The organism is Infirmifilum lucidum (assembly GCF_014876775.1).
Lineage (GTDB): Archaea > Thermoproteota > Thermoprotei > Thermofilales > Thermofilaceae > Thermofilum > Thermofilum lucidum.
The window spans coordinates 14,943-36,813 of the sequence record NZ_CP062310.1 but is presented as its reverse complement, the minus strand read 5'-3'; the positions used below and the strand labels follow the sequence as shown (position 1 = coordinate 36,813).

At 57.3% G+C, this 21,871-nt stretch carries 25 protein-coding genes and 1 tRNA gene; 5 read left to right on the top strand and 21 right to left on the bottom strand.

Annotated features, from left to right (window positions below; genetic code table 11):
- Complete coding sequence (locus tag IG193_RS00215; protein WP_192818898.1) at window positions 1-825, top strand: alpha/beta hydrolase; 825 nt, start codon at window positions 1-3, stop codon at window positions 823-825.
- A 96-nt stretch (window positions 826-921) separates the two neighbouring features.
- On the opposite strand, the gene IG193_RS00210 is transcribed toward IG193_RS00215, so the two are convergent.
- The 9 genes from IG193_RS00210 to IG193_RS00170 all read right to left on the bottom strand — a co-directional run bounded on the left by IG193_RS00210 (window position 922) and on the right by IG193_RS00170 (window position 9,604).
- Window positions 922-2,202, bottom strand: a complete 1,281-nt coding sequence (locus IG193_RS00210) for an APC family permease (protein WP_192818897.1) — start codon at window positions 2,200-2,202, stop codon at window positions 922-924.
- Between the two features lie 42 nt (window positions 2,203-2,244).
- Window positions 2,245-2,649 (bottom strand): CBS domain-containing protein, encoded by a 405-nt coding sequence (locus IG193_RS00205; RefSeq protein ID WP_192818896.1) that lies wholly within the window; start codon window positions 2,647-2,649, stop codon window positions 2,245-2,247.
- A 169-nt stretch (window positions 2,650-2,818) separates the two neighbouring features.
- Window positions 2,819-2,892: transfer RNA gene (locus tag IG193_RS00200), tRNA-Gln, on the bottom strand.
- A gap of 60 nt (window positions 2,893-2,952) precedes the next feature.
- The gene (locus tag IG193_RS00195; RefSeq protein WP_192818895.1) at window positions 2,953-3,696 is read right to left on the bottom strand and encodes a formate dehydrogenase accessory sulfurtransferase FdhD; all 744 of its coding nucleotides are present in this window, start codon (window positions 3,694-3,696) and stop codon (window positions 2,953-2,955) included.
- A gap of 43 nt (window positions 3,697-3,739) precedes the next feature.
- The gene (locus IG193_RS00190; RefSeq protein ID WP_192818894.1) at window positions 3,740-3,940 is read right to left on the bottom strand and encodes a hypothetical protein; all 201 of its coding nucleotides are present in this window, start codon (window positions 3,938-3,940) and stop codon (window positions 3,740-3,742) included.
- Between the two features lie 354 nt (window positions 3,941-4,294).
- Entirely contained in the window at window positions 4,295-5,008 is a 714-nt protein-coding gene (locus IG193_RS00185) for a cytochrome b/b6 domain-containing protein (RefSeq protein ID WP_192818893.1), read from the bottom strand.
- 15 nt (window positions 5,009-5,023) lie between these two features.
- Window positions 5,024-5,881, bottom strand: coding sequence for a 4Fe-4S dicluster domain-containing protein (locus tag IG193_RS00180; protein WP_192818892.1), 858 nt, complete (start codon window positions 5,879-5,881; stop codon window positions 5,024-5,026).
- A gap of 11 nt (window positions 5,882-5,892) precedes the next feature.
- On the bottom strand, window positions 5,893-9,432 hold the full coding sequence (locus tag IG193_RS00175; RefSeq protein WP_192818891.1) for a molybdopterin-dependent oxidoreductase: 3,540 nt from the start codon (window positions 9,430-9,432) through the stop codon (window positions 5,893-5,895).
- A 1-nt stretch (window position 9,433) separates the two neighbouring features.
- Window positions 9,434-9,604, bottom strand: coding sequence for a hypothetical protein (locus IG193_RS00170; RefSeq protein WP_192818890.1), 171 nt, complete (start codon window positions 9,602-9,604; stop codon window positions 9,434-9,436).
- A 130-nt stretch (window positions 9,605-9,734) separates the two neighbouring features.
- On the opposite strand from IG193_RS00170, the gene IG193_RS00165 reads away from it, so the two are divergent.
- Both IG193_RS00165 and IG193_RS00160 read left to right on the top strand, forming a co-directional pair.
- Window positions 9,735-10,436, top strand: coding sequence for a hypothetical protein (locus tag IG193_RS00165; protein WP_192818889.1), 702 nt, complete (start codon window positions 9,735-9,737; stop codon window positions 10,434-10,436).
- Window positions 10,437-10,534: 98 nt separating this feature from the next.
- Window positions 10,535-11,140, top strand: coding sequence for a CPBP family intramembrane glutamic endopeptidase (locus tag IG193_RS00160; protein ID WP_192818888.1), 606 nt, complete (start codon window positions 10,535-10,537; stop codon window positions 11,138-11,140).
- On the opposite strand, the gene IG193_RS00155 is transcribed toward IG193_RS00160, so the two are convergent.
- On the bottom strand, window positions 11,137-11,649 hold the full coding sequence (locus IG193_RS00155; protein WP_192818887.1) for a hypothetical protein: 513 nt from the start codon (window positions 11,647-11,649) through the stop codon (window positions 11,137-11,139). The two genes, IG193_RS00160 and IG193_RS00155, sit on opposite strands and share 4 nt — an antisense overlap.
- Before the next feature lie 105 nt (window positions 11,650-11,754).
- Here IG193_RS00155 and IG193_RS00150 point away from each other — a divergent pair, with 105 nt between their 5' ends.
- The gene (locus IG193_RS00150; RefSeq protein WP_192818886.1) at window positions 11,755-12,078 is read left to right on the top strand and encodes a YbjQ family protein; all 324 of its coding nucleotides are present in this window, start codon (window positions 11,755-11,757) and stop codon (window positions 12,076-12,078) included.
- A gap of 2 nt (window positions 12,079-12,080) precedes the next feature.
- Here IG193_RS00150 and IG193_RS00145 read toward each other — a convergent pair whose 3' ends face one another.
- The 4 genes from IG193_RS00145 to hepT form a co-directional block, all read right to left on the bottom strand.
- On the bottom strand, window positions 12,081-13,436 hold the full coding sequence (locus IG193_RS00145; protein WP_192818885.1) for a monomethylamine:corrinoid methyltransferase: 1,356 nt from the start codon (window positions 13,434-13,436) through the stop codon (window positions 12,081-12,083).
- A 1-nt stretch (window position 13,437) separates the two neighbouring features.
- Window positions 13,438-14,091, bottom strand: a complete 654-nt coding sequence (locus IG193_RS00140) for a corrinoid protein (RefSeq protein ID WP_218042146.1) — start codon at window positions 14,089-14,091, stop codon at window positions 13,438-13,440.
- Window positions 14,092-14,189: 98 nt separating this feature from the next.
- Window positions 14,190-14,591, bottom strand: coding sequence for a nucleotidyltransferase domain-containing protein (locus tag IG193_RS00135; protein WP_192818884.1), 402 nt, complete (start codon window positions 14,589-14,591; stop codon window positions 14,190-14,192).
- The gene (gene hepT, locus IG193_RS00130) at window positions 14,592-14,999 is read right to left on the bottom strand and encodes a type VII toxin-antitoxin system HepT family RNase toxin (RefSeq protein WP_192818883.1); all 408 of its coding nucleotides are present in this window, start codon (window positions 14,997-14,999) and stop codon (window positions 14,592-14,594) included. It abuts the gene before it with no gap.
- A gap of 286 nt (window positions 15,000-15,285) precedes the next feature.
- Here hepT and IG193_RS00125 point away from each other — a divergent pair, with 286 nt between their 5' ends.
- The gene (locus IG193_RS00125; RefSeq protein WP_192818882.1) at window positions 15,286-16,548 is read left to right on the top strand and encodes an ATP-binding protein; all 1,263 of its coding nucleotides are present in this window, start codon (window positions 15,286-15,288) and stop codon (window positions 16,546-16,548) included.
- A 28-nt stretch (window positions 16,549-16,576) separates the two neighbouring features.
- Here the strand turns inward: IG193_RS00125 and IG193_RS00120 are convergent, their stop codons facing one another.
- From IG193_RS00120 to IG193_RS00090, 7 genes are read right to left on the bottom strand one after another with little or no spacing between them, the layout of a single operon-like run.
- Window positions 16,577-16,888, bottom strand: a complete 312-nt coding sequence (locus IG193_RS00120) for a hypothetical protein (RefSeq protein WP_192818881.1) — start codon at window positions 16,886-16,888, stop codon at window positions 16,577-16,579.
- Between the two features lie 45 nt (window positions 16,889-16,933).
- Window positions 16,934-17,845: a hypothetical protein gene (locus IG193_RS00115; protein WP_192818880.1), complete on the bottom strand. Its 912-nt coding sequence runs from the start codon at window positions 17,843-17,845 to the stop codon at window positions 16,934-16,936.
- Window positions 17,846-17,879: 34 nt separating this feature from the next.
- Window positions 17,880-19,169, bottom strand: a complete 1,290-nt coding sequence (locus IG193_RS00110; protein WP_192818879.1) for an RNA-guided endonuclease TnpB family protein — start codon at window positions 19,167-19,169, stop codon at window positions 17,880-17,882.
- A complete protein-coding gene (locus IG193_RS00105; RefSeq protein WP_192818878.1) occupies window positions 19,147-19,776 on the bottom strand; it encodes an IS607 family transposase in 630 nt (209 codons plus the stop codon). The genes IG193_RS00110 and IG193_RS00105 overlap by 23 nt, the downstream gene beginning before the upstream one ends.
- 40 nt (window positions 19,777-19,816) lie before the next feature.
- The gene (locus IG193_RS00100; RefSeq protein WP_192818877.1) at window positions 19,817-20,473 is read right to left on the bottom strand and encodes a hypothetical protein; all 657 of its coding nucleotides are present in this window, start codon (window positions 20,471-20,473) and stop codon (window positions 19,817-19,819) included.
- A 46-nt stretch (window positions 20,474-20,519) separates the two neighbouring features.
- Complete coding sequence (locus tag IG193_RS00095; RefSeq protein WP_192818876.1) at window positions 20,520-20,951, bottom strand: archaellin/type IV pilin N-terminal domain-containing protein; 432 nt, start codon at window positions 20,949-20,951, stop codon at window positions 20,520-20,522.
- Between the two features lie 53 nt (window positions 20,952-21,004).
- On the bottom strand, window positions 21,005-21,832 hold the full coding sequence (locus tag IG193_RS00090) for a Rossmann-fold NAD(P)-binding domain-containing protein (RefSeq protein ID WP_225876091.1): 828 nt from the start codon (window positions 21,830-21,832) through the stop codon (window positions 21,005-21,007).
- Between the last annotated feature and the right edge of the window lie 39 nt (window positions 21,833-21,871).

Below are 21,871 nucleotides of genomic sequence, written 5' to 3'. Positions count from 1 at the left end.
ATGAAAGAGGAGGTTCTGAGGCTGGCAAGCGACAATGAGACAGTTGTCCGCTCCTGGCACTACAGCGGAACACCCAGGGCCGTCGTCGCCGGAATCCACGGCTTTGCAGAGCACAGCGGCCGCTACAACCACTTTGGAGAGTTCCTAGCCGAGAGGGGCTTTGACCTGTACATGTACGACCTACGCGGCCATGGTCTTTCTAGGAGTGAGAGAGGCTACGTAGACTCTTTCAACGATTTTATCCACGACACAGTCTCCTTCATAGAGTACGTGAAGAAAAGGTCTGGGGCTTCTCGAGTATTTCTCTTCGGACACAGCATGGGAGGGTTGATAGCTGTGAACGTTGCGGCTATTCTGGGAGATGACCTGGAAGGCCTAATCACTAGTGGAGCAGCACTAGAGGTCAGAACAACACTTGCGCAGGGACTGCTCCTCAGCATCCTGGGCTCTGTTTCGCCAAAGAAGAGGATTAGACTCCCGATTGCTACAGAATGCTTAACCAGCGACGAGAGTGTGGTGAGGAGGTACATCGAGGATCCCCTGGTGTTCAAAGACCCCACCGTAAAGCTACTAGTGGAATTCGGCAGAGCTGTGCAGGAGGCTTGGAGGAAAGTCGACGCTATACGCTGTCCAGCTCTAATACTCCACGGCGAGGGGGACTGCCTAGTCCCGGCGAGTGCCTCTAGAAACCTATACGAGAGACTCAGGGTGCCGGATAAAACCCTCGTGGTCTACAAGGGGATGAGGCACGAGATACTCAACGAGCCCGAGTGGACGCGAGTAGCCGGCGACATCGTCGAGTGGCTGAATAGGCACCTGATTTAATTGCTAACTGTTTACCCACACGCATGGTCGAGGCAGGGCTTCCTAGAAGACATCGAGAAGATACTCAAGGTTGTAGGGAGTAGCGTTACCCCATTTTTAGCCCTGGTTTTTCGAGAAAGCCTTGTAGAAGTAGAACCATGTTATAGACAGTGCCAGGTTCAGTAGGCCGGCCAGTATTGTCGCGGCGCCTAGGCTGAGGGCGAGTGCGAGGCTCAGGACTGCGCCGATGTATGCGTGGAGCGGTACTCTCTTGATAGCGTAGCTCTTCTTCGGGCTACCTATACCGTGGAGCTTGATAGCCGCGATGTTTGTCAGCATGTGTGTGAAGAGGACGCTGAAGCTAGTGAGGGAGGCTAGCCCCGAGATGTCGACCGTGAGGGCTAGAACCAGCATTATAGCGCCTGAGAGTAGTATCGAGTTCACCGGCGTCCCAAACTTCTCGGAAACTCTTGCTAGACTGGACGGTATCTCCCTGTTCCTGGCCATTGCGAAGAACACCCTTGACTGCCCCATTACAGACGTGAGGACTACGCTGAAAGTCGCCAAAAGAGCCCCCGCCTCGACTACAGCCTTCACGCCTAGCTGTTCTGCGGCAGTCGCTATGGGGGCTGTTGAAGACGCCAGCGCCTCGTAGCCTACGAGGCCGACAGCCACAACAGCTACTGCGACGTATATAGCCATCGATATGAAGAGGGCCGCTAGGATGCCGCGCGGAATGTTCTTCTCCGGCTCAACTATCTCCTCGGCCATAGTGCTTATACGCGGGAAGCCTATGTAAGCAAAGTAAAAGAGGGCGGCAGCAGTAACGACTGAGCCGAAGCCCCCCGGCATGAAGTTCTGGAAGTGGACGGGGTTTACGCTGGAAAGGCCTACAAGCACAAAGACTACTAGGGCGAGCACCTTGCCTGCGACAATAACGTTATTGACGCCTGCCGAGAGCTTAGCGCCCAGGATATTAACGACAGTGACCGTGGCTATCAGTGCAACAGCGCCGAGCTTAGGGTCTACCCACGGGAAGGCGCTCGCGAGGTAGAAGCCGAAGCTCAGGCTCGCAGTCGCCCCCAGGACTATGTTCCCGCTGACCCATATCCAACCCATTACGAAGCCCACGAGTGGGTGTAGGAGTGTGTGGCCGTACTCGTACACCCCGCCAGCCTTCGGGAGAGAGGCCCCGAGCTCGCAGAAGCTGAGAGCCGTGAATGTGGCGCTAATGCCTGCAATCACGACTGAGAGTACTACAGCGGGCCCGGCCAGGCCGGCCGCAAGCCCTATAACCACGAATATTCCTGCCCCTATTATCGCCCCCAGGCCCACGGAGATCGCGTCGATGAGCGTGAGCTCTCTCCTGAGTTTAGGCTCAGTGCCCTGCGACGACACGTCCTCCTCTAAGGAGTCTAAACAATAAATATTTTTTGAGAACTAAACTTCAGATGCTAGCCTGAGCATCTCGTCTATACGCACGATGTCCCTGATGGAGATGACTCCCACGAGTTTCCCCTGGCTGTCGACGACCACTAGGTGCCTAATACCCTTCTCCAGCATCAGGCGTGCTGCCTCAGCGACGCTCGCGTCCTCGCTTATCGTGACGACGACCTCCATCGTCCCCACGTCCTCGACGTTCATGTCCTCGATACCCCGTTGTGTCGCCAAAGCCTTCACGAAGTCCCTCTCGGAGATAACCCCCAGAACCCTCCTCCTATCGCCGGGGGAGACTATCGGCAGAAGGCCAATTCCCTCACGAACCATGACCTGCGCCGCCTGCCTCAGGGGAGTCCCAAGCTCGACGACAATGGGCTCCCGCTTCAGCAGCTTCTTAACCTGCATCAACCTCATGAATATTCCGCGGGCCGAGCCTATAAGCCTTTGCCCCCTATACTATACCTCGGCTTCTGCGCGTTACTGTTTCAGCCCTCTAGCAGGCGCCAAAACCATAGTACACCGCCAAGAAGCCTTTCACAAAAAAAACAGCTATTCAGTTAAAATTGGCAAATTATAGCCCGGCCGGGATTCGAACCCGGGATCTGCGGGTCCAAAGCCCGCCATGCTTGACCGCTACACCACCGGGCTTCTGTACAACACTACAGGTGCCGGGATTTAAACCTAGCTTTAGCCCCTAGGGAGTATTAGTCAGGTTGGAAGAATCCTCCAAGGGTGCGTGACCGGCCTAAACCCCCTGCCCCCCTCGCGATGCCTGGCGACGAGCACCAGCGTGACGCCTAGCATCTCGGAGGCCCTTATCCCGCTCATTAGCGGGCCCTTGAGGGAGACTAGGACGGGCACCCCGGCTCTCGCCAGGCGGACGACGATGTCGCTCGACGCCCTGCCAGTAGTGATCGCGACGGAATCTCCCAGCTTGAAACCCCGGGCTATTGCCGAGCCTATAGCCTTTACCATTGACGTATGCCTGCTCGGGTCGTGGGCTAGGACACCCTCGCCGCGGCTGGGCTGGACGATAGCTGAAGAGTGGACGGCGAGCAGTCGGGCTGTGGCTATGGAGGCCCTGTCGAACTCGCCCACGAGGCCCACCAGCTCCCGGAGGCTAAAGGTGGCCCCGGAGTAGACGTACACCCCCCTCGCGGCGGCCGCCCCGCAGTCTTCCACCCGGTACGGGCTGACGCTGACGTCCCTGTCCAGGTATACGTCGATCCTCCTCGAAGACCTATCTACCTTGACGTCGAGGATGTCGCCCGGCCCCGACGCAACGCCGTCCCCCACGAGCAGGCCGAGGGCGAGTTCGTAGAGCCCCGAGGGGCTCGCCGAGATGCTGACGTACGACTTGCCGTTGACGTAGACTGTGTAGAGCTCGTCTACTGCCACTGCCTGGCCCTCCAGCGTCACATACTCTGGGGCTAGCTCTGAGAACCTAACCATTCCCAGCTTGCCTGATGAAACAAGGTATGGAAAAAGATATTTTTTATTCTCCGAAGTCAGAGTAGGGATAGTCTTCTGCAAAGACTGCTGGCGTGTGTGTCTTTACGAAGATACCGATCAGGTCTACGACTATCTCGCCTGGAGTTCTGCCTGTAGCCTCGGCTATACGGGCTAGCTCTTTGTAAAGGTCTTCCGGTACCTCTATTACTTGTCTCTTGCCAATCATTATCTTGACATGAGACAAGTCTTATATTTAAGTTTATCTAGGCAAACCATGTAAAAAGTTCAATTAAGTCTCCCCGTTGAAGTATCGCTTATTCTATGTAACGAGGCAACTTGGCCTCATTCTCCTCCAGCACTCATCAAATCAAAGCGTCAACGAAAGCCGCGTGCCTCGAGACGTATTGGAGCGCAGAGGAGACAAACGAGGACTGGCGGAACTACCTCCGCCAGTACAGCGTGCCTAGGTCTGCCTTCCTGTGGAGCGCGAGAAATAACTCCCTGGCTTTCGAAGCCCCCTGGCCTACTCAGAGACTCCACAAAAGAACACTAGAGAAGTTTTCAGGTGTTAAAAAAGAAAAAGACTATTTATAAAAAATCATTTAATTTTCCTCTTGAGCCACTGGGGCATGTGCTGTTTAGCTTCTTCTAGAGTCACTGTCCCGTCCCTGAACATGGCCCGCAGTATCGGCGCGTTGGCTGGGTGTAGCGATGCGAAGAGGTGGAGGTAGACGAATAGCAGCGAAAGGTAGAATCCTATGTCGTGGAGTAGCAACATGAGCCTGTACTGCTCGATAGTCAGCGGGAGGAACACCATAGAGGCCCCGCTGAAGGCTAGGAGCGCGAAGGCCACGGCGAGTAGTAGGGCGAGGTACGCCACGAAAACGTTATGCCTGTCGAGTTTCTCCTCGACTTCTTTCGGCAGGGGCTTGCCGAGGATGTACCTGCCTGCTAGCGCCTTTACCTCAGCTACTTGCTCCTTGAGGGGTTTCCTGAGTGGCCTGAGTACTTCCAGCTTCCTGAACCCTACGAGATAGATACCGTAGACTATTATCATTATACCCCAGAGAACCCCGAGTATCCTGTGCAGTATCCTTAGGATCTGGACGCCTAGAGTGACGGCGTCAACGGCGGGGTCTAGGCGTAGCAGGACAGCAGCGGGGTAGCCGACTGCATAGGCGAGCCAGCTGAAGTACTGGATCGCGAGCATTACGGCACCGCTAACTGCGAGGAAGCTCCAGAGGTGTAGGTTATGCGCGTGCACTAGCCTGTAGCTCAAGCTTATTATTTCAACGCGTTTCTCCTCGGACACGAGACACCACCCCCCTTACTCTTCACCCCCCTCTCTGGCAACTTGTTCTACCCGTTTAGCGCGCCAGAATGCGAACCCCCCTATGATTGCTAGCGCTACAGCGCCAGCCGAGAAGCCGGGGATAGCTATGTTCTTTAGGAGCTCCTGCGTCTGCCGGATAGCGACTACAGGGTTCTCGGGGAGTTTCTCCTTGAAGGCCGCAGAGGCTTTCTTCTCGGAGGCTACGTAGATCCACCTCGTGCCGCCCCCGATGTAGCTGTTCAAGTCGAGCCCGTAGACAACTTTGCCCTGGGATTGGGCCTCTCTTGCCATCTCGACAGCCTTCTGGATAGTAGTGAAGGTGAATACTCCCGTCGGGCACGCCTCCACGCAGGCTGGCCTCAAGCCGTTCTGTATCCTGTCCACGCAGAACGTGCACTTGTAGAACTTCCCGTCGGAGCCCCTCCTGGGGACGCTGTACGGGCAGGCTGTCTGGCAGTACCCGCACCCTACACACTCCTCTGCCCTGATTACAACAGCCCCCTCGGGCGTGACTTTTATCGCCCCGACAGGACAGGCCCTCGCGCACGGAGAGTCGTAGCAGTGCATGCACTGGAATGGTAGCGGTGTCCACTGAACCTGCTGGAAGCTGAAAGAGCCCTCGGGTATACTCAGCGTTACCTGGGCCTCAGACTCGTAATAGAATACGACCTTCCACGTGTCTGCCGTTAAGTCTGGCGGGTTTGCGAATACTCCGCTGAACGTAGTCTCGACGGCTTTCCTGCCGTTCCAGGCCTGGCACGCTATCTCGCAGGCCCTGCATCCTATACACTTGTCGATGTCCACGACAACTCCATACCCCTCATTCTTAGAGGGTAAGACCAGTCTCACCATCCCCCATCACCTCACCCAGAAGCTTTCCTGACAACACCGATCCAAGCCTTAGACTCCTGTATAGTTGTCACAACGTCCACAGCGTCTGGCGTGATGAAGTTCCCCTGAGGGCCTGTAGCTTGCCCTAGGAAGCTGAAGTGCCAGACAACGTTGACTACTGGTAGTTCAGAGCCTCCCATTTTGAGGTAGGCCTCGCCCTTCGTGACAAAAGCCTTCATTCTTATCGAACCTCTAGCCGTGACGATCTCCACTAGGTCGCCTGACTTGATGCCGAGCTTCTTTGCGAGCTTCTCATTAATGTAGACGAAGGGCTCTGGCACGAGCTGTACGAGGTAGGGGATATTTCTCGTCATGCTACCGCTGTGCCACATCTCAGTAAGCCTGTTGCTTGTGAGAGCGACGAGGACGCCCTGCTCCCCAGACAGATCCTTCGGCTCCAGCGCAAGGCCCACGGGCTTGCCCTTGACGACGTCGGGCTGCTCGTTTAGCACCTGCAGGTTAAAGGGGTTTAGGAAGGCCAGTGTCGGGTATTTCAGCGCCAGCTCGATGTCCGGGGACTCTGCAGGCTCAGTGTGTATCGGGTAGGAGAAGTTGTACCCCTTGTACCAGCCGCCCATGTCCCTAATGACATTCAGGACTGCCTGCTTGAGGCTTCCAGTCTGATCGTAGTAGGCCTTGAGCTTCTGCCTGAAAGCCGCGTAAGTGTCCTTGTACTTGCTCCAGCTGTCGCCTGGGAAGAAGGAGTACTTCACGGCAGCCTTTGCCTTGACTGTTGTGTCCTCGTCCCAGTAGAGACCGTCGTTAGCCCACACAAACCTCATCCCAGTGAGACTGGCGAACTCCTCAAAGGACACAGGCGTCGGGGCTCCATCCTTGTCTATTACGAGGCTCTTCTCTGGGAAGACAAGCTCGCCAGTCCTGATGAACCTTACCATGTCGAGCCCCGCCCAGAGATCCGATATGTTGCTGAGTCTCCTCTTGAAGTACTTGGGCAGGCTCCAGCTATGGCCCGGCAGGTATGCAGGCCTGTAGCCACCAGTGTACTCGTCGACGACCTCGCCCGTCTCGCCTGTCACGGTGTACTCCTTGCCGCCCACGACTACCTTTACGGGCTGGCCCTCCATCACTGCCAGGGCGTCTAGGGCGTACATTATCCGCACGTTCTGGGGCCAGCTCCAGCCCCAGTCCTTGTACAGAGTGAACTTCTGGGCAAAATACCCGTCGATCTCGCCTACGTCTCTAATCCTCTTGTCTCTCCTCATCGGGGTAAACTCGTCTCTAACGGGGTTGTACATCCCGTCGTAGATTAGGGTTGCAAAGTTGATCTCCTTGTTTATAATCCTGGGGTTAACCTCCGCCTCAATGGCGCTAACAGGGCTCGCCGCTCCAGTGCCACCGCTGTAGTCCCAGGACTTCTCTGGCGCAATTTCGCGGTAGTACAGCTCGAAGATCCTATCGCCCCTCCTTATTGCTACTCTCTCCTTCCTCTTGCCGACGAGCTGGCTCGGGAGCTGTATGACGCCTGCCCTCCAGAGGTACTTGAAGAGGTTTACAATTATCCAGTAGTCTGGCCTGGAGTTCCCTTTAGGCTCTAGGGCCTTAAACGTCCACTGAATCACTCTGTTGCTGTTCGTGCGCGTGCCCTCCTTCTCAGCGAAGCTAGCTGAAGGTAGCAGAACGTCGGCAAACCAGGCGGTCTCGGTCTCAAAAATATCTGCGACGACGAGTAGCTGTAGGGACGCTAGCGCCGCCCAGACTATTTTCGCGTTGGGGTTTGTTACGGCCGGGTTCTCGCCGAATATGAGCGCCGCCCTGATCTCGCCGTTGAGAGCCCTCCTAGCGAATGTCGTCTCAGTGGATCCAGCGCCGAACGGAATATCGCTTATAACCTTCCCGTTCTGGGGGTCTGTCTCGGGGTCTGTACCTATGAATATGCCCCAGAGTAGCTCGTGCCTCCTCCACCCGTAGAACTTGAAGACCTGCAACAATTTCGCTGAGTTTGCCTGGCCTCTCTTGGCAGCATCCTTAAGTGCTGGGAATGCAGCGAGAGCCCAGTCTGGAACCTCCCAGTTCCAGGCGTCGGGCATGCCCTGTAGTTTCCAGTCCTGGTAGAGCCTGACTTCCATTGCTTTAGCTGGGTGTGCGTGGTAGCCGCTTAGTGCAGCGTTCCCGGCTCCCTGGATGTCTGTAGCCCCCTGAACGTTGCTGTGCCCCCTGAACGGGTGCGCCCCGCCTCCAGGGTACCCGACGTTCCCCAGAAGGAGCTGGACTATGGCAGCAGCCCTGATAATGTTGACCGTAGCGTTGGTGTGCTGGGTCATGCCCATGGCCCACTGTATTATCCCGTGCTTCTTGTGGCCCGTGACGACGCCGCTCCTCTCGACGTATATCTTGGCGACGTTCCTGAGGGTCTCAACCGGGACGCCCGAGATCCTTGATACCTCCTCGGCTGTGTAGTTGGACAGCAGGTCTTTGAGCTCGTCTAAGTCTGCTTGCGTTATGTTCCACCGGGACATGAGCCTCTTGAACTCGTCTAGCTGGTCTATTGGCGGGTTCCTCTCGAGGAAAGCGTAGTGCAGTATGTAGAGAAGTATTGCCGTGTCGCTACCGGGCCTGAAGGGCACCCATATGTCCGAAACCATCGCCGTCCTCGACAGGCGGGGGTCGAACGTGATGAGGATTGTGCCTCTCTCCTGTTTAGCCTTGAGGAAGTGCTGGAACGAGAGTGGGTGCGCCTCGGCCGGGTTCGAGAAGAACAGAATGACGTCCGAGGAATACAAGTCCTCAATAGCGGCGGTCTCGGCGCCCCAGCCGTAGGTAGCGGCTAGAGCGGCGACCGTAGATGAGTGGCACTTGCGGTACTGCGAGTCCATGTTGTGTGTCCCGAGGTATATTGAGAGCTTCTTCGTGAGGAATGCCTCCTCGTTGACGAGTATTGAGGAGCCTATGATTTGCACCGGGGTTGCACTGCCGATGTAGTACGTGCCGTCTTTCTGGAACGGCGCGCCCGTCTTGGAGCGGTACTCGTCCATGATGGCCTTCAACCTGCTAGCTATGTACCTGAACGCCTCGTCCCAGGAGGCAACTCTCCACCGGGGAGGATACTTCTTCACGAGCGCTACTAAGTCGTCCCACGACTTCGCGCTAAGTATCTCTTCTACAGGTGGTTTAGGCCCTGTCCTTATAAGCGGGTAGAGCACGCGCCTAGGATTCTCGACTATCTGGAACGCCGACACACCCTTTGGGCACAGAGCCCCTCTATTGATGTAGGAGTCCGGGGAACCAGTAGTCCATACAATTCTATCGCCTACCGTGTAGAAGTCTATGCTGCAGCCAAACGAGCAGTACGGGCATATCACTGGAGCGACTCTAGCCTTTACAATGTCCGTCTTGCCTCCAACCTCTCCTAAACCCCACCTAGTCCTCCACTCCTTGAAGGGAACCGGCGTGTCAGCCAGTACAGGAGTAGATGAGAGGGATATTGCCGCGGCGGCTACTGTTGCGAGCTTCAGGAACACTCTCCTATTTAGGACAGACTGCTCCAGGCTCATGCTAGAACACCTTCTCGCTGCAACCCTTCTCGCGTTTGCCCCTAATGGCCTTGAGCGTTAAACACGTGTAGTCCTCTGTTTCCTCGTACAAGGCCATTAAGCCGTGGGCTACGTCGGGCTCTGTTGCCAGAATCTGCTCTATACGCTCTTTTATCTTCGAGATTTGGCCCATGCTCGCGCGAAATAATCTGTTTCAATACTATTATATAAGTAATTATGGTTTAATTTTAATATAATTAATTTTAACATATCTACAGAGCATAACGCGTAATTAATTTTTATAGGGTCGGGTGAAAACACCCGTGGCTGAAAAACTAGCCCAGGTGATATGTCCAGACGAAGAGTGTGCAATGGAATTGAAGGAGATTCTCAGGGCATATAACGAGATAGAGAAGAGCATTGTCGACGTCAGGTTTAAGCCCAGATTCATAAAGGACGGGCCAGTCTACTTGGAGAACCTCGAGAACGTCGACGAGCTACTAGCGCTAGCGCTCAACGTGCTCGGTAGGAACGGCATTGAAATCGACTGCTCTAGGGCCACACCAGAGGCGCTTAAAGAGGGCTTCCCGCAGGATCCGAAGCTCGCACTCCTCTCATATGTTGCGCGCAGGATACTCTACAAGTCCCTCGTAGGCAGAGTAGAGGGCATCGAGTGGAGCGGGGGCCGTTGCCCGGTCTGCGGTCTAGTCCCCTCGGCAGCCGTGTACTCGGAGAGGCAGGGCTGGATCTACTCCCAGACAGCTCTCGTCCTCGCGTGTCTCTGCGGCTACTCTTGGGAGTATGAGAGCTTTAAGTGCCCGGCCTGCGGCGCTAGCAGTAGAGAGAACTTCGACGTGTACATTCAAGGACAAGTCGTGTACTACAAGTGTAGGAAGTGCGGCCACATTCTGGGAACCGTGAGGACTAGCGGGGAGTCCTTCGAGAAGGAGCTACCTGTAGCCATCAACTACGGCGTTGTTAGGCTAGTTCTATCGGGGGCGCTCGCCAGTAAGGACGTTTATTAGAGTGGTGTACTGGTGGCCTGCCAAGCTATGCAGTGCTGGGAGTACTAGAGGCTGGCTTGCAACAAAAGGTATTTTTCCCGGCGCTACGTGCCTAGCTCGTGGGAAGGAGGTTCACCAGGCTTGATGCACTACTTGTGGCTCTGCCGTGGTTGCTCTTCGCGGTGCCCTTCCAGCTCGCGAGGCCTAGGCTCGTAGAGGCGATGTCCGCAGTCTCAATCCTGCTGGCTCTAGGCGTCCTGGCAACTGGGAGGGCTAGCATTAGCCTGAAGGGGATCCGGTGGGTGCCCTACTCGCTGGGGAGCGCTGTTGCCCTGTACCTGGTATTCCTCGCTGGTGGAGTCTTCGCGAGGACTACGGGGATGTGGTGGCAGGTTGAGGCCGTGTACAGCTCTGTGAGGCCTGGGGCGCTGCAGCTAGCCGGTGTGTTTTTCCTCGGGCTGGCAGAGGAGGTGTACTGGAGGGGCTACGTCCAGGGTTACGTCGTGAAGAGAGTTCTGGGGAAGGGCTGGTGGCTCTCTACAGTACCGTACTCTCTAGTGCACTTTGTCTCGGGGATGCCGCTACTAATCCTGGCGGCCATACCCGTCGGCCTCATCTTCGGCCTCGTGGCCGAGAGAGCAGGAGTAGTCGCCTCCGGCCTAGGCCACTCACTGTGGCTGTACCTTGTCCTCTACGTCCTCCCAGTAACCGTGGTACTGAGCTAGACCCTCGGCTTCTTGCCCAGAGTGCCCCTGAGGGCCTCGACCAAGTCCTGCCTCCCCCTAGCTCTGAGGGCCTCCTCAAGCTGAACCCACCACGCCCTCCTCGCCTCAGGCTTTGCTGGGAGCTCTACTATGGTCTCCGCGCTCCCGAGCCCGAAAGTCGACTCGACTCTCACAACCACGAGCCCGATCCCGTTTTTCTCGAGCTCCCGAGGCCTGCCCAGGGCGACGTACGCGTCGAGGGTCGCCGCGAGCCAGTGTGTATTTGCCACTCTCTCCCCCCTAACTCTGACTAGCGCGTCAATACCCTGCCTGGCCTCGCTGAACGCCGCGGCGGCGATCACGGCGTGTACAGAGGGCTCCGGGAGCGTTGACACGACCGCGAGATCCACGCCTACCCCTCCGGGCGTCTTCAAGTTCTCCAAGACCACGTACCTCTCCCCAAACACTACGTGCCCGCACATAGCCAAGTGCCTGGCGAGGATAGGCCTTGTCAGCTTCGGGGGAGACATGAGGCCAGCCTACAATTAATGTACGCCGCCCAGGTAATTATGCCTAACCACGCCAGCCCCTGGACTCTGGAAATGTTTTTATGATTGGGCGAGGTCAATTAAACAATGATTGTCACCACGACTCCAAGCGTCCCGGGCTATAGAGTCAAGAGAGTGATAGGAGTCGTCACGGGGATGAGCATAAGGACGAGGGGCCTCCTCGGCAGAGTCGCAGCAGGTCTCGAGGCCCTAGTCGGGGGAGCGTCAAGCGCGTACTTGTCAGAGCTGAAGAAGGCCAGGGAAGAGGCCTTGAACGACTTGATCAGCTCTGCGAGGGCTCTCGGCGCAAACGCTGTTGTAGGCCTGGACTTCGAGACCTCCGAGGTACTGGAGGGGTTCATAGTAGTCACGGCGACAGGCACGGCAGTGGAGGTCGAGCCCGAGCAGTGAGGCTACAGCCTCAGCCCGAGCTCTGAGAGCTCTCTCAAGGCGGAGTGCACTGCCTCAACCCAGCTCGGGTGGGGCTTAGCGGTTCTGGGATCGTAGAGCTCCCAGAACGGCCTCCCGTAGTCGGGGCTACGCAACTTCTCCCCGTACTTCTTGTACAGCTCGACTACGATCTCGCACGCCGAGCTCGGGCTCAGCCCTGCAGACGCCCTCCCCACCTCGGCCATGAACTCTGCCTCTAGCCCGCCTCCGTTGGGCGCTGAGCCGTTAGCCGGAACCGGACCCAGGAGGTGCATGCCCGCGGCGGTCGCAGCTATAGTATTGGCGGCTATCTCGTAGAGGTATTCGGTTGTGCCGAGGCCGAAGGCGGGCCAGATGTCTGCAACTAGGGGCAGCCTCATGTGCGTGTTCGAGAGGCCCACGGCGACCTGAACCCACATGCACTCGGCTGTCGAGGTGGCCTTCTTCACTATGTGCGTTGGGTGGACGAGTATGTAGCCGGCCCTGTACGCGACTAGGGAGAGGACAGCCTCTGCGACTGACACTATTGCAGAGCCAGCAGGCCCCCTCGCGAAACCGCCGACAATTGGGTCGACTAGAGCGGCGCCGAGCACACCCCTCTCGAGGCCTACGTGCGCCTTAGCCAGCTGGGAGTAGTCTGTCTTCAGCTCGTTGAGTATCGGGAGGAGGTGGGCGTCACCTTCCTGTAGTAGACCCGTAGAGATCGCTGCTAGGCTACCCAGAGACGAGACACTACTCTCCCCCGCCAGTAGGTGCATCCCCGGCCTACCCGCGTCCCTTAAGGCTCTACGCAGATAGAGCAACTCTCTGGTGCCAGCTACTGCCTCACTGGGAGCGCCTGCTCTAACTCTCACGCCTGAAACCTCCTGCATACTGCCGTGGTCAAGTGCGTCTACGAGTGGCTGTCTAGCGTAGGAGAGAGCCGTAATGTAGAAGTACTCCTCCGGGACAGGCGTCCCGGCGAGGCCGCCGAACACGAAGGGTTTCTGCGTGTCCCCCGGCAACCTAACCCTAAGTACGCGGGAGTCCATCCCTCTCCCGAGGACGAGCTCGCGCGGCGCGCACTGCAAGGCCTCCTTTAGCTCCTCTTCCGAGAACTTTGCCACTCTGCTTTCATCGACAACGTACAGCCCAGCCTCGAGCGCGAGGACGAACCCAGCCTCGAACACAGACTTGCCCAGGCCCGGATCACTGGGGACAGGGCACTCCGGGTCAAATACAACGCCGTACTCCCTCTCGAGCTCCGCCACCCTCCTGGTGACTATCTCGAGGTCGAACTTCCTCTGCTCCACGTATTCCCCGAGCCTAGCCCTGCCCTCGACGTCTAGGGGCGTGAGCACGTCACCTCCCCTCTAGTAGCTTCCTGCACTTCTCTACAGCCTCGACAGCATCCCTGGCGTAGGCGTCGGCGCCTACCTCCCTTGCATACTCCTCTGTGACCGGGGCACCGCCCACTATCACCCTAACTTTGTCTCTAAGCCCCGCGGACTTCAAAGCGTCTATCACGTTCTTCATCTCCAGCATCGTTGTCGTGAGTAAAGCGCTCATGCCGAGTATGTCGGGCTTGTACGTCCTAACAGCCTCGACGAACTTCTCGGGTGGAACGTCGACGCCCAAGTCTACGACCTCGAAGCCGTTAACCCTCAGCATTACAGCTACGAGGTTCTTCCCAATGTCGTGTATGTCCCCGCGTACAGTGCCTATAACCACTCTCCCCGTCCTAGAGCCGCTCCGCCTGCCCTCGATCAGGGGGAGCAGCAGGCTGTGCATAACGCTGTTGAAGATATCAGCGGCGACCATTAACTCGGGGAGGAAGTACTCGCCCCTCTCAAACCTTTTGCCGACCTCCTCCATCCCGGGCCTAAGCCCCCTCTCCGCGACTTCGAGCGCGTCGCAGCCAGCCTTCAAGGCCTCCTCTACCAGTAGCCGCGTCGACTCGGCGTCTAACTCTGCTAGAGCCGAGCTCACCCTAGGGAGAATGTCTTCACACTCCACGAGGTGTAATAGCCCGGACACCCTATAAGGCTTGTTATCTTCACCTTGAAAAACCGGCTGCCAGGCGTGTGTGCAAGCTAGTAGAGCGCTCGGGGTAGTTAGGCTAAGCGGGCTATGAGGGAGGTCAGGAACTTGAAGTCCAGGTACTCCTTGACGGCCCCCTCAAGGATCCTGAGCCTTAACTCCTCATCCCTGGAGAAAATGAGCCTGCCTCCCGTGAAGACGTGGAACTTGAACGGGAGGGGGGCCTCGTTTAGAACCTGGACGTCTACCGGAAGGCCTAGCTCCTCCTCAAGCCTCACAGAGAAATCAACCGCGTACTGGAATGCTTCGCCCTCGTCCCTGATCCACACGGCCACGTCGACGTCCCTGAAGAACTCCCTCCTGAGGAAGCCTCCGTGGACGTAGGCAAAAACTATTCCTCCGTCTGCCGAGACTCTATCCCTCAACTTCTCCATCAAAGCCTCCCTTTCCCTCCAGTCAAGCCTGTAGTACCTCATTCAGAGCCCCCTTACCCGCCTCACAAACTCCTCGAAGTCCGCCAAGCCCCTCTTTACGCTCTCGAAGACCCTCCTGTCATCCACGCTCCAGTACCTGTGGACTAGCAGGTTCCTGAGCCTGGCTGAAGAAGCAAGCCTTGACGCAAGCTCGGGTTCAAGAACGCCTTTCTCTCCCAGCCTCGTGAAACAGCCGGGCATGCTGTCAATAGCCTCGCCGAACAGCTCTATAAGGATGTGGAGGCATATGCCTGAAGCCGCCTCGACGAGCTGTATCACTAAGTACCTCATGGACAGCCTCTCATATAGTGAGAGACTGTCGAAGTCCCTAGAGGAGAGATCCCTGAGAAGAGATATAGCGTCGTTGATCTCCCTAACTCTCGCCTCGATGTAGTCCCTATTTAGAGGCACACCCTAACGACTACTATCTAGTATTAAATTTTCCCCGAGGCCGCGCTCGACGCGAAAACGCTGACGCTTGCCCCGGAGAGCGAGGTTCCCCGGCTCAAGGGTTCCCCCTTTCGCCAGGGCTTCAGGGAGTGTTCTCAATCCTTGTACTTCGCTGAGAGTCGCAGATTTTCGGCTCTTAGTCCTTCTCACAGCACTCGTAGCAACTAGCCGGGGAGGAAAGCCCGTATTATTCTATGTTCAGACTGAATGCAAATGGTTTATATAACTGTTTTCAGTTACAATGCACATGGAGTCGTATAACCCGTGGTGGCTGAAAGAACCTGACCCGGTGTACGAGGAGTGGAGGAGAGCCAGGGTTAAGTGGGTTCCGGGCGAGATTGAGAAGATATCACTAGAGCCCTACTCCCTAAACTTCCTCGTCGGGCCTAGGCAGGTCGGGAAGACGACCGCGCTGAAGATACTAGTCCACAGGCTCCTGGAGCGGAGAGACCCGAAGTCAGTGTTCTACTACTCGTGCGACGAGCTGTCGGACTACGAGGAGCTCGGGGAAGTGCTAGACGGCTATATCTCGGCGAGGCGGGCGTGGGGCGTGAAGAGCTCCGTCATACTCCTGGACGAGGTCACTTTCGTCGAGGAGTGGTTCAGGGCACTGAAGTCCAGGATAGACCTTCGTTTGTTCGAGAACGACGTCCTAGTTGTGACAGGCTCAGCCAGCGTGGAGCTCGTAGCAGGCAAGGAGATGTTCCCGGGCAGGAGGGGCCGCGGCAGGGACGTCTACATGTACCCCCTCTCTTTCTCGGACTACGCCAGGCACTTCAGCGGGCTAGAACTCAGGACAGCCGGGCTCGATGACTCTACGTTGTTCGAGGAGAGTCTAAGAGCTAACTCCGTGTACGCGGGGCGCCTCCAGGAGCTCTTCCAGTCCTACCTGGAGACGGGGGGCTTCCCGATACCAATCCGCGAGTTCTTCGAGAGGGGACGAGTCACCTACGCCTCTATCAAAGCCTACTTAGACTGGGTGAGGGCAGACTGGCTGAGGGCTGGCAAGAGCGAGAACGCGATGAAGGAGGTCGTATCCTACATACTCGAGACTACACCGACGCCTGTGAGCTGGCACTCAATCGCGAAGAGTACCTCGGTGTCCTCGCCGAACACTGCCAGGGAGTACGTGGAGACACTCGAGCAGCTAATGCTAGCCAGAGTGGTGCACTGGGCCGACACCTCGGGCAGGCCGGATTACAGGAAGAACAAGAAAGTGGTCTTCACGGATCCATTCCTGTACAGGGTCTTCTCTCACTACACCCGGGTACAGGTCGACGAGCCGGGAGTAGTCGAGGCTACGGTTATCTCGCACGTCGCGAGAGCCTACCCGACGTACTACTGGAGGGACAAGACAGAAGTAGACGCTGTAGCCGTAGTCAACGGCAGGCCGCTGGGCCTCGAGGTCAAGTGGAGGAAGAGGCCACCCGGGGGCAGGAAGCCCTTCAAGACGCTCACGCTCGACAGGGACAGCACCCCAGTATTCCTCGCGACGCTGAAGACAGGCTAGCCCAGCCCCTCTACGGCCAGTAGCCACGCTACTCGAGTATCAACACGACGCGCTCAGGCGTGAAGCGCCACTCCTCCCCCTCCCTTAAAAGCCTGTACTCTACGACTGCCCCGTCCTCTAGCTCGTCTACAGAGACTACGCCAGCCCTGAAACCCCTGCCCGCGAGCAGGTAGGCGAAGTCCTCGAAGTAGTCGTAGAAGCCGCAAGTCACGCAGAAGCTACCCCTGAACTCCACCACGAACCTGTCCCCCTCCACCCTCAGCACTCTAGCCCTCCCCTCGGAGCCGTGGTACCTGTTGAACTCCTCGACGGCCTCGCGCAGAGCCTCCTCTAGGTTCACGACCCCACGATTAGAAAAGCGAAATATAAAGTTAGCGCCCCGAAACTAGCCATACACGTACACGTCCCCGCCCACCACGTCCACGGGGCCCAGCGATGCGACTACATTACCGCTAGAGTCGAGAACCTCGAGCACGGCACCTCTAACTATGAACGCGTAGTCCTTGCCAGCACTAGAGAGCCACAGCAGTACTGACGCCACGCCCCCGCCCCCGGCAACAGCGCTCGAGACAGTGACGGAGCCAGCCCTTATCCTGGCAACCCAGCCCTGCTGGAGCCCAGTCACGTTCACAAACCACGGCCTAGCGCCCAAGGCCACGACGAGGTTGTCGAAGTACACGGTCAGGGCCCCCTTGTACACGTACGCCCCCACGCCGAGGGAGTCGACACTTATGGAGGCATCAGCTATGGACACTCTCCGGCTCCCTGAAGCCCACAGCTCTATGACCCCGCCCGAAGCACTATAGAGCGCCACGAGGTCGTACCACACGTTCTCGTCGACGCTGCCAGTAACTGGTGCCTGAGCCAGCTCCTGGAAATTGCCGGCATACTTCCACACCCTGTAGAAGTTCGGCCTAGTGTAGCCTGCCTCGTAGAAGTACCCGGTGCCCGAGCTGAGCAGGATAGCGCCGAAGTGGTCTCTACCACTCTTATCGCTGGACACGTAGCTGAGGACGGCTGCGACGTACACCCTCCCCTCCACCCTAATGTTGCCTATCTTCGCTATGCACTCCCCGCCGTAGCTACTGGGCCTCGAGGTAACGCTCACGTAGACGAGCTTCCCGGCACCGTCGTACTGCCAGCTACACGAGAGCGGCAGGAGGCTGGAGCCGAGGGGGTTGGAGTCGAAGGTGTCGTAGTAAACAGCCGACCTACTCGCCAGCCTGAGCCCACCCGCCGACACCCAGACAGTCACGGTCTTCGAGTCGTCAAGCCTGCCCGTAACGTTGTTCCACACTGAAATACTCCACTTATAAGTGGTCGGCCCTGCTTTATATTTTGATTATTTTGGCTGTTTTGGGTACAGGCAGGGCCTTCCCCCTCGCCGGGTCATGGTTCACCGGGTCATGGGGGGCTTCACCGGAGGACACCACTGGGGCCTCCTCGAGAGTTAGGAGGGCCTCCTGGCCCGCGGGTCTGGCCACTACGCCCTCACACCTGCGGGCCAGGTTTACCGTGGGGACTAGTTGGGCGTGCAGCTCGAAGCCACACTTCGTGCACCTGAACTCTGTAGTGGACTTCCGGTTCTTCTTGTCCGCGTGGCCGCAAATAGGGCACTCTACCGACGTATTCCTGGCGTCCACCTCGAGAACCCTTACCCCGCGCTCCGCCGCCTTATCCCTTATCGATTCCACGATCCTCCTGTAGGGGAGGCTCCTCAAGCGATAGTTCAGCTCGCCATTGCCCCTAGGCCTCCAAGTCACATCCTTGAGCTTTTCCACGACCACGTCGGCGTTATACGCCAGCGCCAAGTCGGCCATGAGTTTGGCGGCCCTCCTCACCGCTTGGTTCACCCTCTCCCTCTCCCTTTTGCCGTATTTTCTGAGGAGCTGATTCCTTCTCCTTATCTCGCGCACCTTCTTCTGAATACTCCGCCTTAAGATGCGGTACCTCCTCCTGATCTCCTTGCCTTCATGCATCACGCTTAAGAATAGGCCGAGGCCGTGCCCCCAATCGGCAACAAGCAAATCGATGCTGGACTCATTGACGTCGACGTATATCCTATTGGGACGGGCCTCGGGCTCAACATTCCGCCTAACCGTTAGGAACAAGTACGCGCTTCCCTTGTCCACTAGGATTTTCGAGTTGCCGATGCGCCACCCGGCGTATTTGGCCAAGAGGGGGTTCGGCATCGCCAAGAACTTCATGGTCTTCCCGCCGCCGTAAGATACCTCCAACAGAGGGGGGCTTAAGCGGAATGCGGAAATATGTAGGTCGATGACCTTATTGCCCTCGGCCGAGGGCGGCCTCGGCTCCTCGAAGCCTAGCCTCCTCAATCTCTTCTCCCATTTTCTCTTGAGCTTTAGGTACGAGCGGTAATTGGCCAAGGCCCTCCTGTAGGCCTCCTCGGCGTATTTATTGTGGAGCTCGCGGTGCATCTCCCGCAAGAGCTTATATAACGCCTCATGGGCCCTTTTAACGCTCCTAATGTCCAGCTCTACGACGAGCCTCTGAGCCTCGGCCAGCAACTCGGCGTATTTCTTGAGCAAATCATGCAACAGCCTCCTGCTCTCCGTATCGAGCGGTACCAGCTTCAGCTTAATCGTTCTCTCCAATAACATTCCTCACGTACCTCTTGACTTCTTGAAATTTCCTAGACCTCTTCCCGTATATCTCGGCAGCGAAGCTGGTAATTATCGAGGCGAAGTCCTCAACGAGCTCCTCCATATAGCTTTTCTCCTCGCCTTCCTCAACGGCCTCCACCCTCACACCGAAGGCCTCGAAGTACCTCCTCAAGTACTCGAAGCCGAAGCGGGCGAGCCTGTCCCTAAACTCCACGAGGAGAATATCGAATTGCTTGGCTTTGGCCATCTCCATGACCCTCTCAAGACCCTCCCTATCCTCGTTGAGCCCGCTGGCCACATCAGTCACGACGCCCACGACCTTATACCCCCTCGCGGAGGCGTACAGTCTAAGCCTCTCCACCTGCCGTTCGAGGTCGCCATCAATTTCTTGTTTCCTACTGGAGACTCTAGCGTAGATTACCGCGCGCCCGCCCTCAGGAGACCCTCCACCCAGTATGCGGATTATCTCGCCCTCGGGGATCATCCAGAGCTTACCAACCCTCTTAGCGGCGATTTTTCCCTGCCTAATCCAAGACCTGAGAGTGACCCGCGAAATGCCCAGCCGCTTGGCCGCCTCGCTCACCTTATACAACCTCTCCTCCACGAAATAACCAAAAAAACCAAAAAAGCCCAAATATAAAAACCTATCGTAAACATTCAAACGAGGTAACAGTCCCGCTCGACGCAGGGAGGACAACGTCGAGGACGACTGTCTGTTGGCTACCGGGGCCCAAGGCAATGCCGGTCGTGTTGACCGTGCTACCCGTGTGGTCATAGACCCGTACTTGGCCGTAACCCTGCAGGAGCCCCACGTTGCTGACTGTAACAACAAGCCTAGCCCTGCCCCCAGGCGGCCCTGTAATCGAGGAGTTGTACCCCGTAACCCCGAAGACAGGGTAGCCGCCCGTAAACACGAAGCTAAACCCTGAAGCGACGACACCGCTAGCACCCGCAACCTCGATACTATACCTCTCGCCGGCCCTCAGCCTGCTAGCGTTCAAGGGGACTCTAGCGAGCCCCCCAGGCTCCAGGGCTAGCCCCAGCCCGCTCGCGTGCCAGACAAGCCTGCCCGAGCTGTCGTAGACGTAGACGGCGTCCACGACCTCCCTCCTCTCGCCGAGGTTCCTGACGTATGCGACGAGCCCGCCCTCAAGCCCAACACCCTCGACCTTCAGCAGGGAGAAAGACCCGCCTGGCGCTGGCCTAAAGCCAGAGACAAGCAAGTAGAGGAGAGCGCTCCCGGCCACCGCGACCAGGACTAGGAGGAGGGCCGAGACTACCGGGGAGAGCCCGCTAGACATGGATCCCTTAAGAAAGAGGAGAAAAACGGTAATTTAAGGCTAGCCTCTAAGTCCTGTAAGTCCAGGTGTACGTGGCCTCAGTGCCGCTCTTAGTGACAACCTTAGCAACGTAGGTATAACCTGGTTGCAACGACACGCCTGTTATAGAGAACCCTAGAAGCTGTCCTGGCTGCAGCTCATTATTTGAAGTAAAGTCAGTTGTAGCTATGGCTGTCCCGCTTGGGTTTAGAACGTATGCGCTAGCAATTGTTACACTAATATCCCCGATGTTTCGAACATATACACTAAGAGTATTTGTATCTGCTGAATAACTGACGGCCTCGATCTTTATCTTCTCTTGGAGTTGCTGTGCGCTGGCCTGCTGCGTGAGCGTGCCCTGGTAGCCTATGATCCATATGTAGGCTAGGACTGCCGCTGCGACTGCGATTACTATGAGTAGTAGCGTCGCTATTACGGGCGATATTGCTCTCCGCTTCATCGAGTACTACAAATTTAACACCCCGTTATATGTTTAACCATTAAAATAAGAGGCTAGGCGTAGTAGTCCCTCCTAGTCAGGCTCAGGAACAGTTCCCGGAGATCCTCCACCTCCCTCCTGACCCCCGGATCCTGCAGCTCTCTGAGCCTCTTCTCGTTCGACTCGAGGACGAACTCTAGGAGCTTGGACTGGGCTACGCTGTGGAGTATCTGGGTGTTGGGTATGAGGCAGTGGCCCCCGATGTAGTCGGGGTAGTAGACAGGCCTGTCGCGCAGGACGCTGTGAACCTCCGCCGTGAACTCCGCTATGGTCTTGAGGCCCACGCCGTACCTGCGGGCTATTCGGTCTATCTCCTGCCACGCGGCTATCATGACAGCCCTGTAGACAGTCTCCCAGAGCTTCGCGAGCTCCAGGGCCTCGGGCTCTTCCTCGCACACCCTGACCTTAAGGCCCATGTCCTCGAGGTGCCTCCTCGCCTCCCCCGCGAACTCCCTGGGCAGGGCGGCGACCCACTTGGGCCAGAAGTAGAGGTGCTCTCTTATCTTCGGGTGCTTGCCCCGCACAGGGGAGAAGGCCACTGGCAGCTTCAACGCGGCGTGGAGCCTCCTCGTGGTGCCCGGGGCCACTGTGGAGTGGATTATGACGGCTCTGGGCTTGAACTCCGAGGCGTACTGGCTTACAATCTCAACGAACTTCTCGCTGTAGGGTATTGCGACGTGCAGTATGTCTACGGGCCTGGGTATCTCCTCCAGCCTGTGTGTAGTCTTAGCGGTATCCACGTCGTAGCCGTAGACCTCGAACCTGCCCGAGTCGCGTGCAACCTCGTACACTGCCCGCCCGACTTCGCCGAGCCCTACCACCAGCAGCCTCGTGGCCAGCACCGGCCCGGTAAGCCCGGAGTCAGTAATAAAAGTTTAGGC

Coding starts and splice junctions, on each gene's coding strand:
- IG193_RS00180 (WP_192818892.1), bottom strand. CDS start 5,881: ATGGTGAGACTGGTCTTACCCTCTAAGAATGAGGGGTATGGAGTTGTC.
- IG193_RS00175 (WP_192818891.1), bottom strand. CDS start 9,432: ATGAGCCTGGAGCAGTCTGTCCTAAATAGGAGAGTGTTCCTGAAGCTC.
- IG193_RS00205 (WP_192818896.1), bottom strand. CDS start 2,649: ATGCAGGTTAAGAAGCTGCTGAAGCGGGAGCCCATTGTCGTCGAGCTT.
- IG193_RS00100 (WP_192818877.1), bottom strand. CDS start 20,473: ATGTCTAGCGGGCTCTCCCCGGTAGTCTCGGCCCTCCTCCTAGTCCTG.
- IG193_RS00150 (WP_192818886.1), top strand. CDS start 11,755: ATGATTGTCACCACGACTCCAAGCGTCCCGGGCTATAGAGTCAAGAGA.
- IG193_RS00170 (WP_192818890.1), bottom strand. CDS start 9,604: ATGGGCCAAATCTCGAAGATAAAAGAGCGTATAGAGCAGATTCTGGCA.
- IG193_RS00095 (WP_192818876.1), bottom strand. CDS start 20,951: ATGAAGCGGAGAGCAATATCGCCCGTAATAGCGACGCTACTACTCATA.
- IG193_RS00195 (WP_192818895.1), bottom strand. CDS start 3,696: ATGGTTAGGTTCTCAGAGCTAGCCCCAGAGTATGTGACGCTGGAGGGC.
- IG193_RS00215 (WP_192818898.1), top strand. CDS start 1: ATGAAAGAGGAGGTTCTGAGGCTGGCAAGCGACAATGAGACAGTTGTC.
- IG193_RS00135 (WP_192818884.1), bottom strand. CDS start 14,591: ATGAGGTACTACAGGCTTGACTGGAGGGAAAGGGAGGCTTTGATGGAG.
- IG193_RS00155 (WP_192818887.1), bottom strand. CDS start 11,649: ATGTCTCCCCCGAAGCTGACAAGGCCTATCCTCGCCAGGCACTTGGCT.
- IG193_RS00110 (WP_192818879.1), bottom strand. CDS start 19,169: ATGTTATTGGAGAGAACGATTAAGCTGAAGCTGGTACCGCTCGATACG.
- IG193_RS00125 (WP_192818882.1), top strand. CDS start 15,286: ATGGAGTCGTATAACCCGTGGTGGCTGAAAGAACCTGACCCGGTGTAC.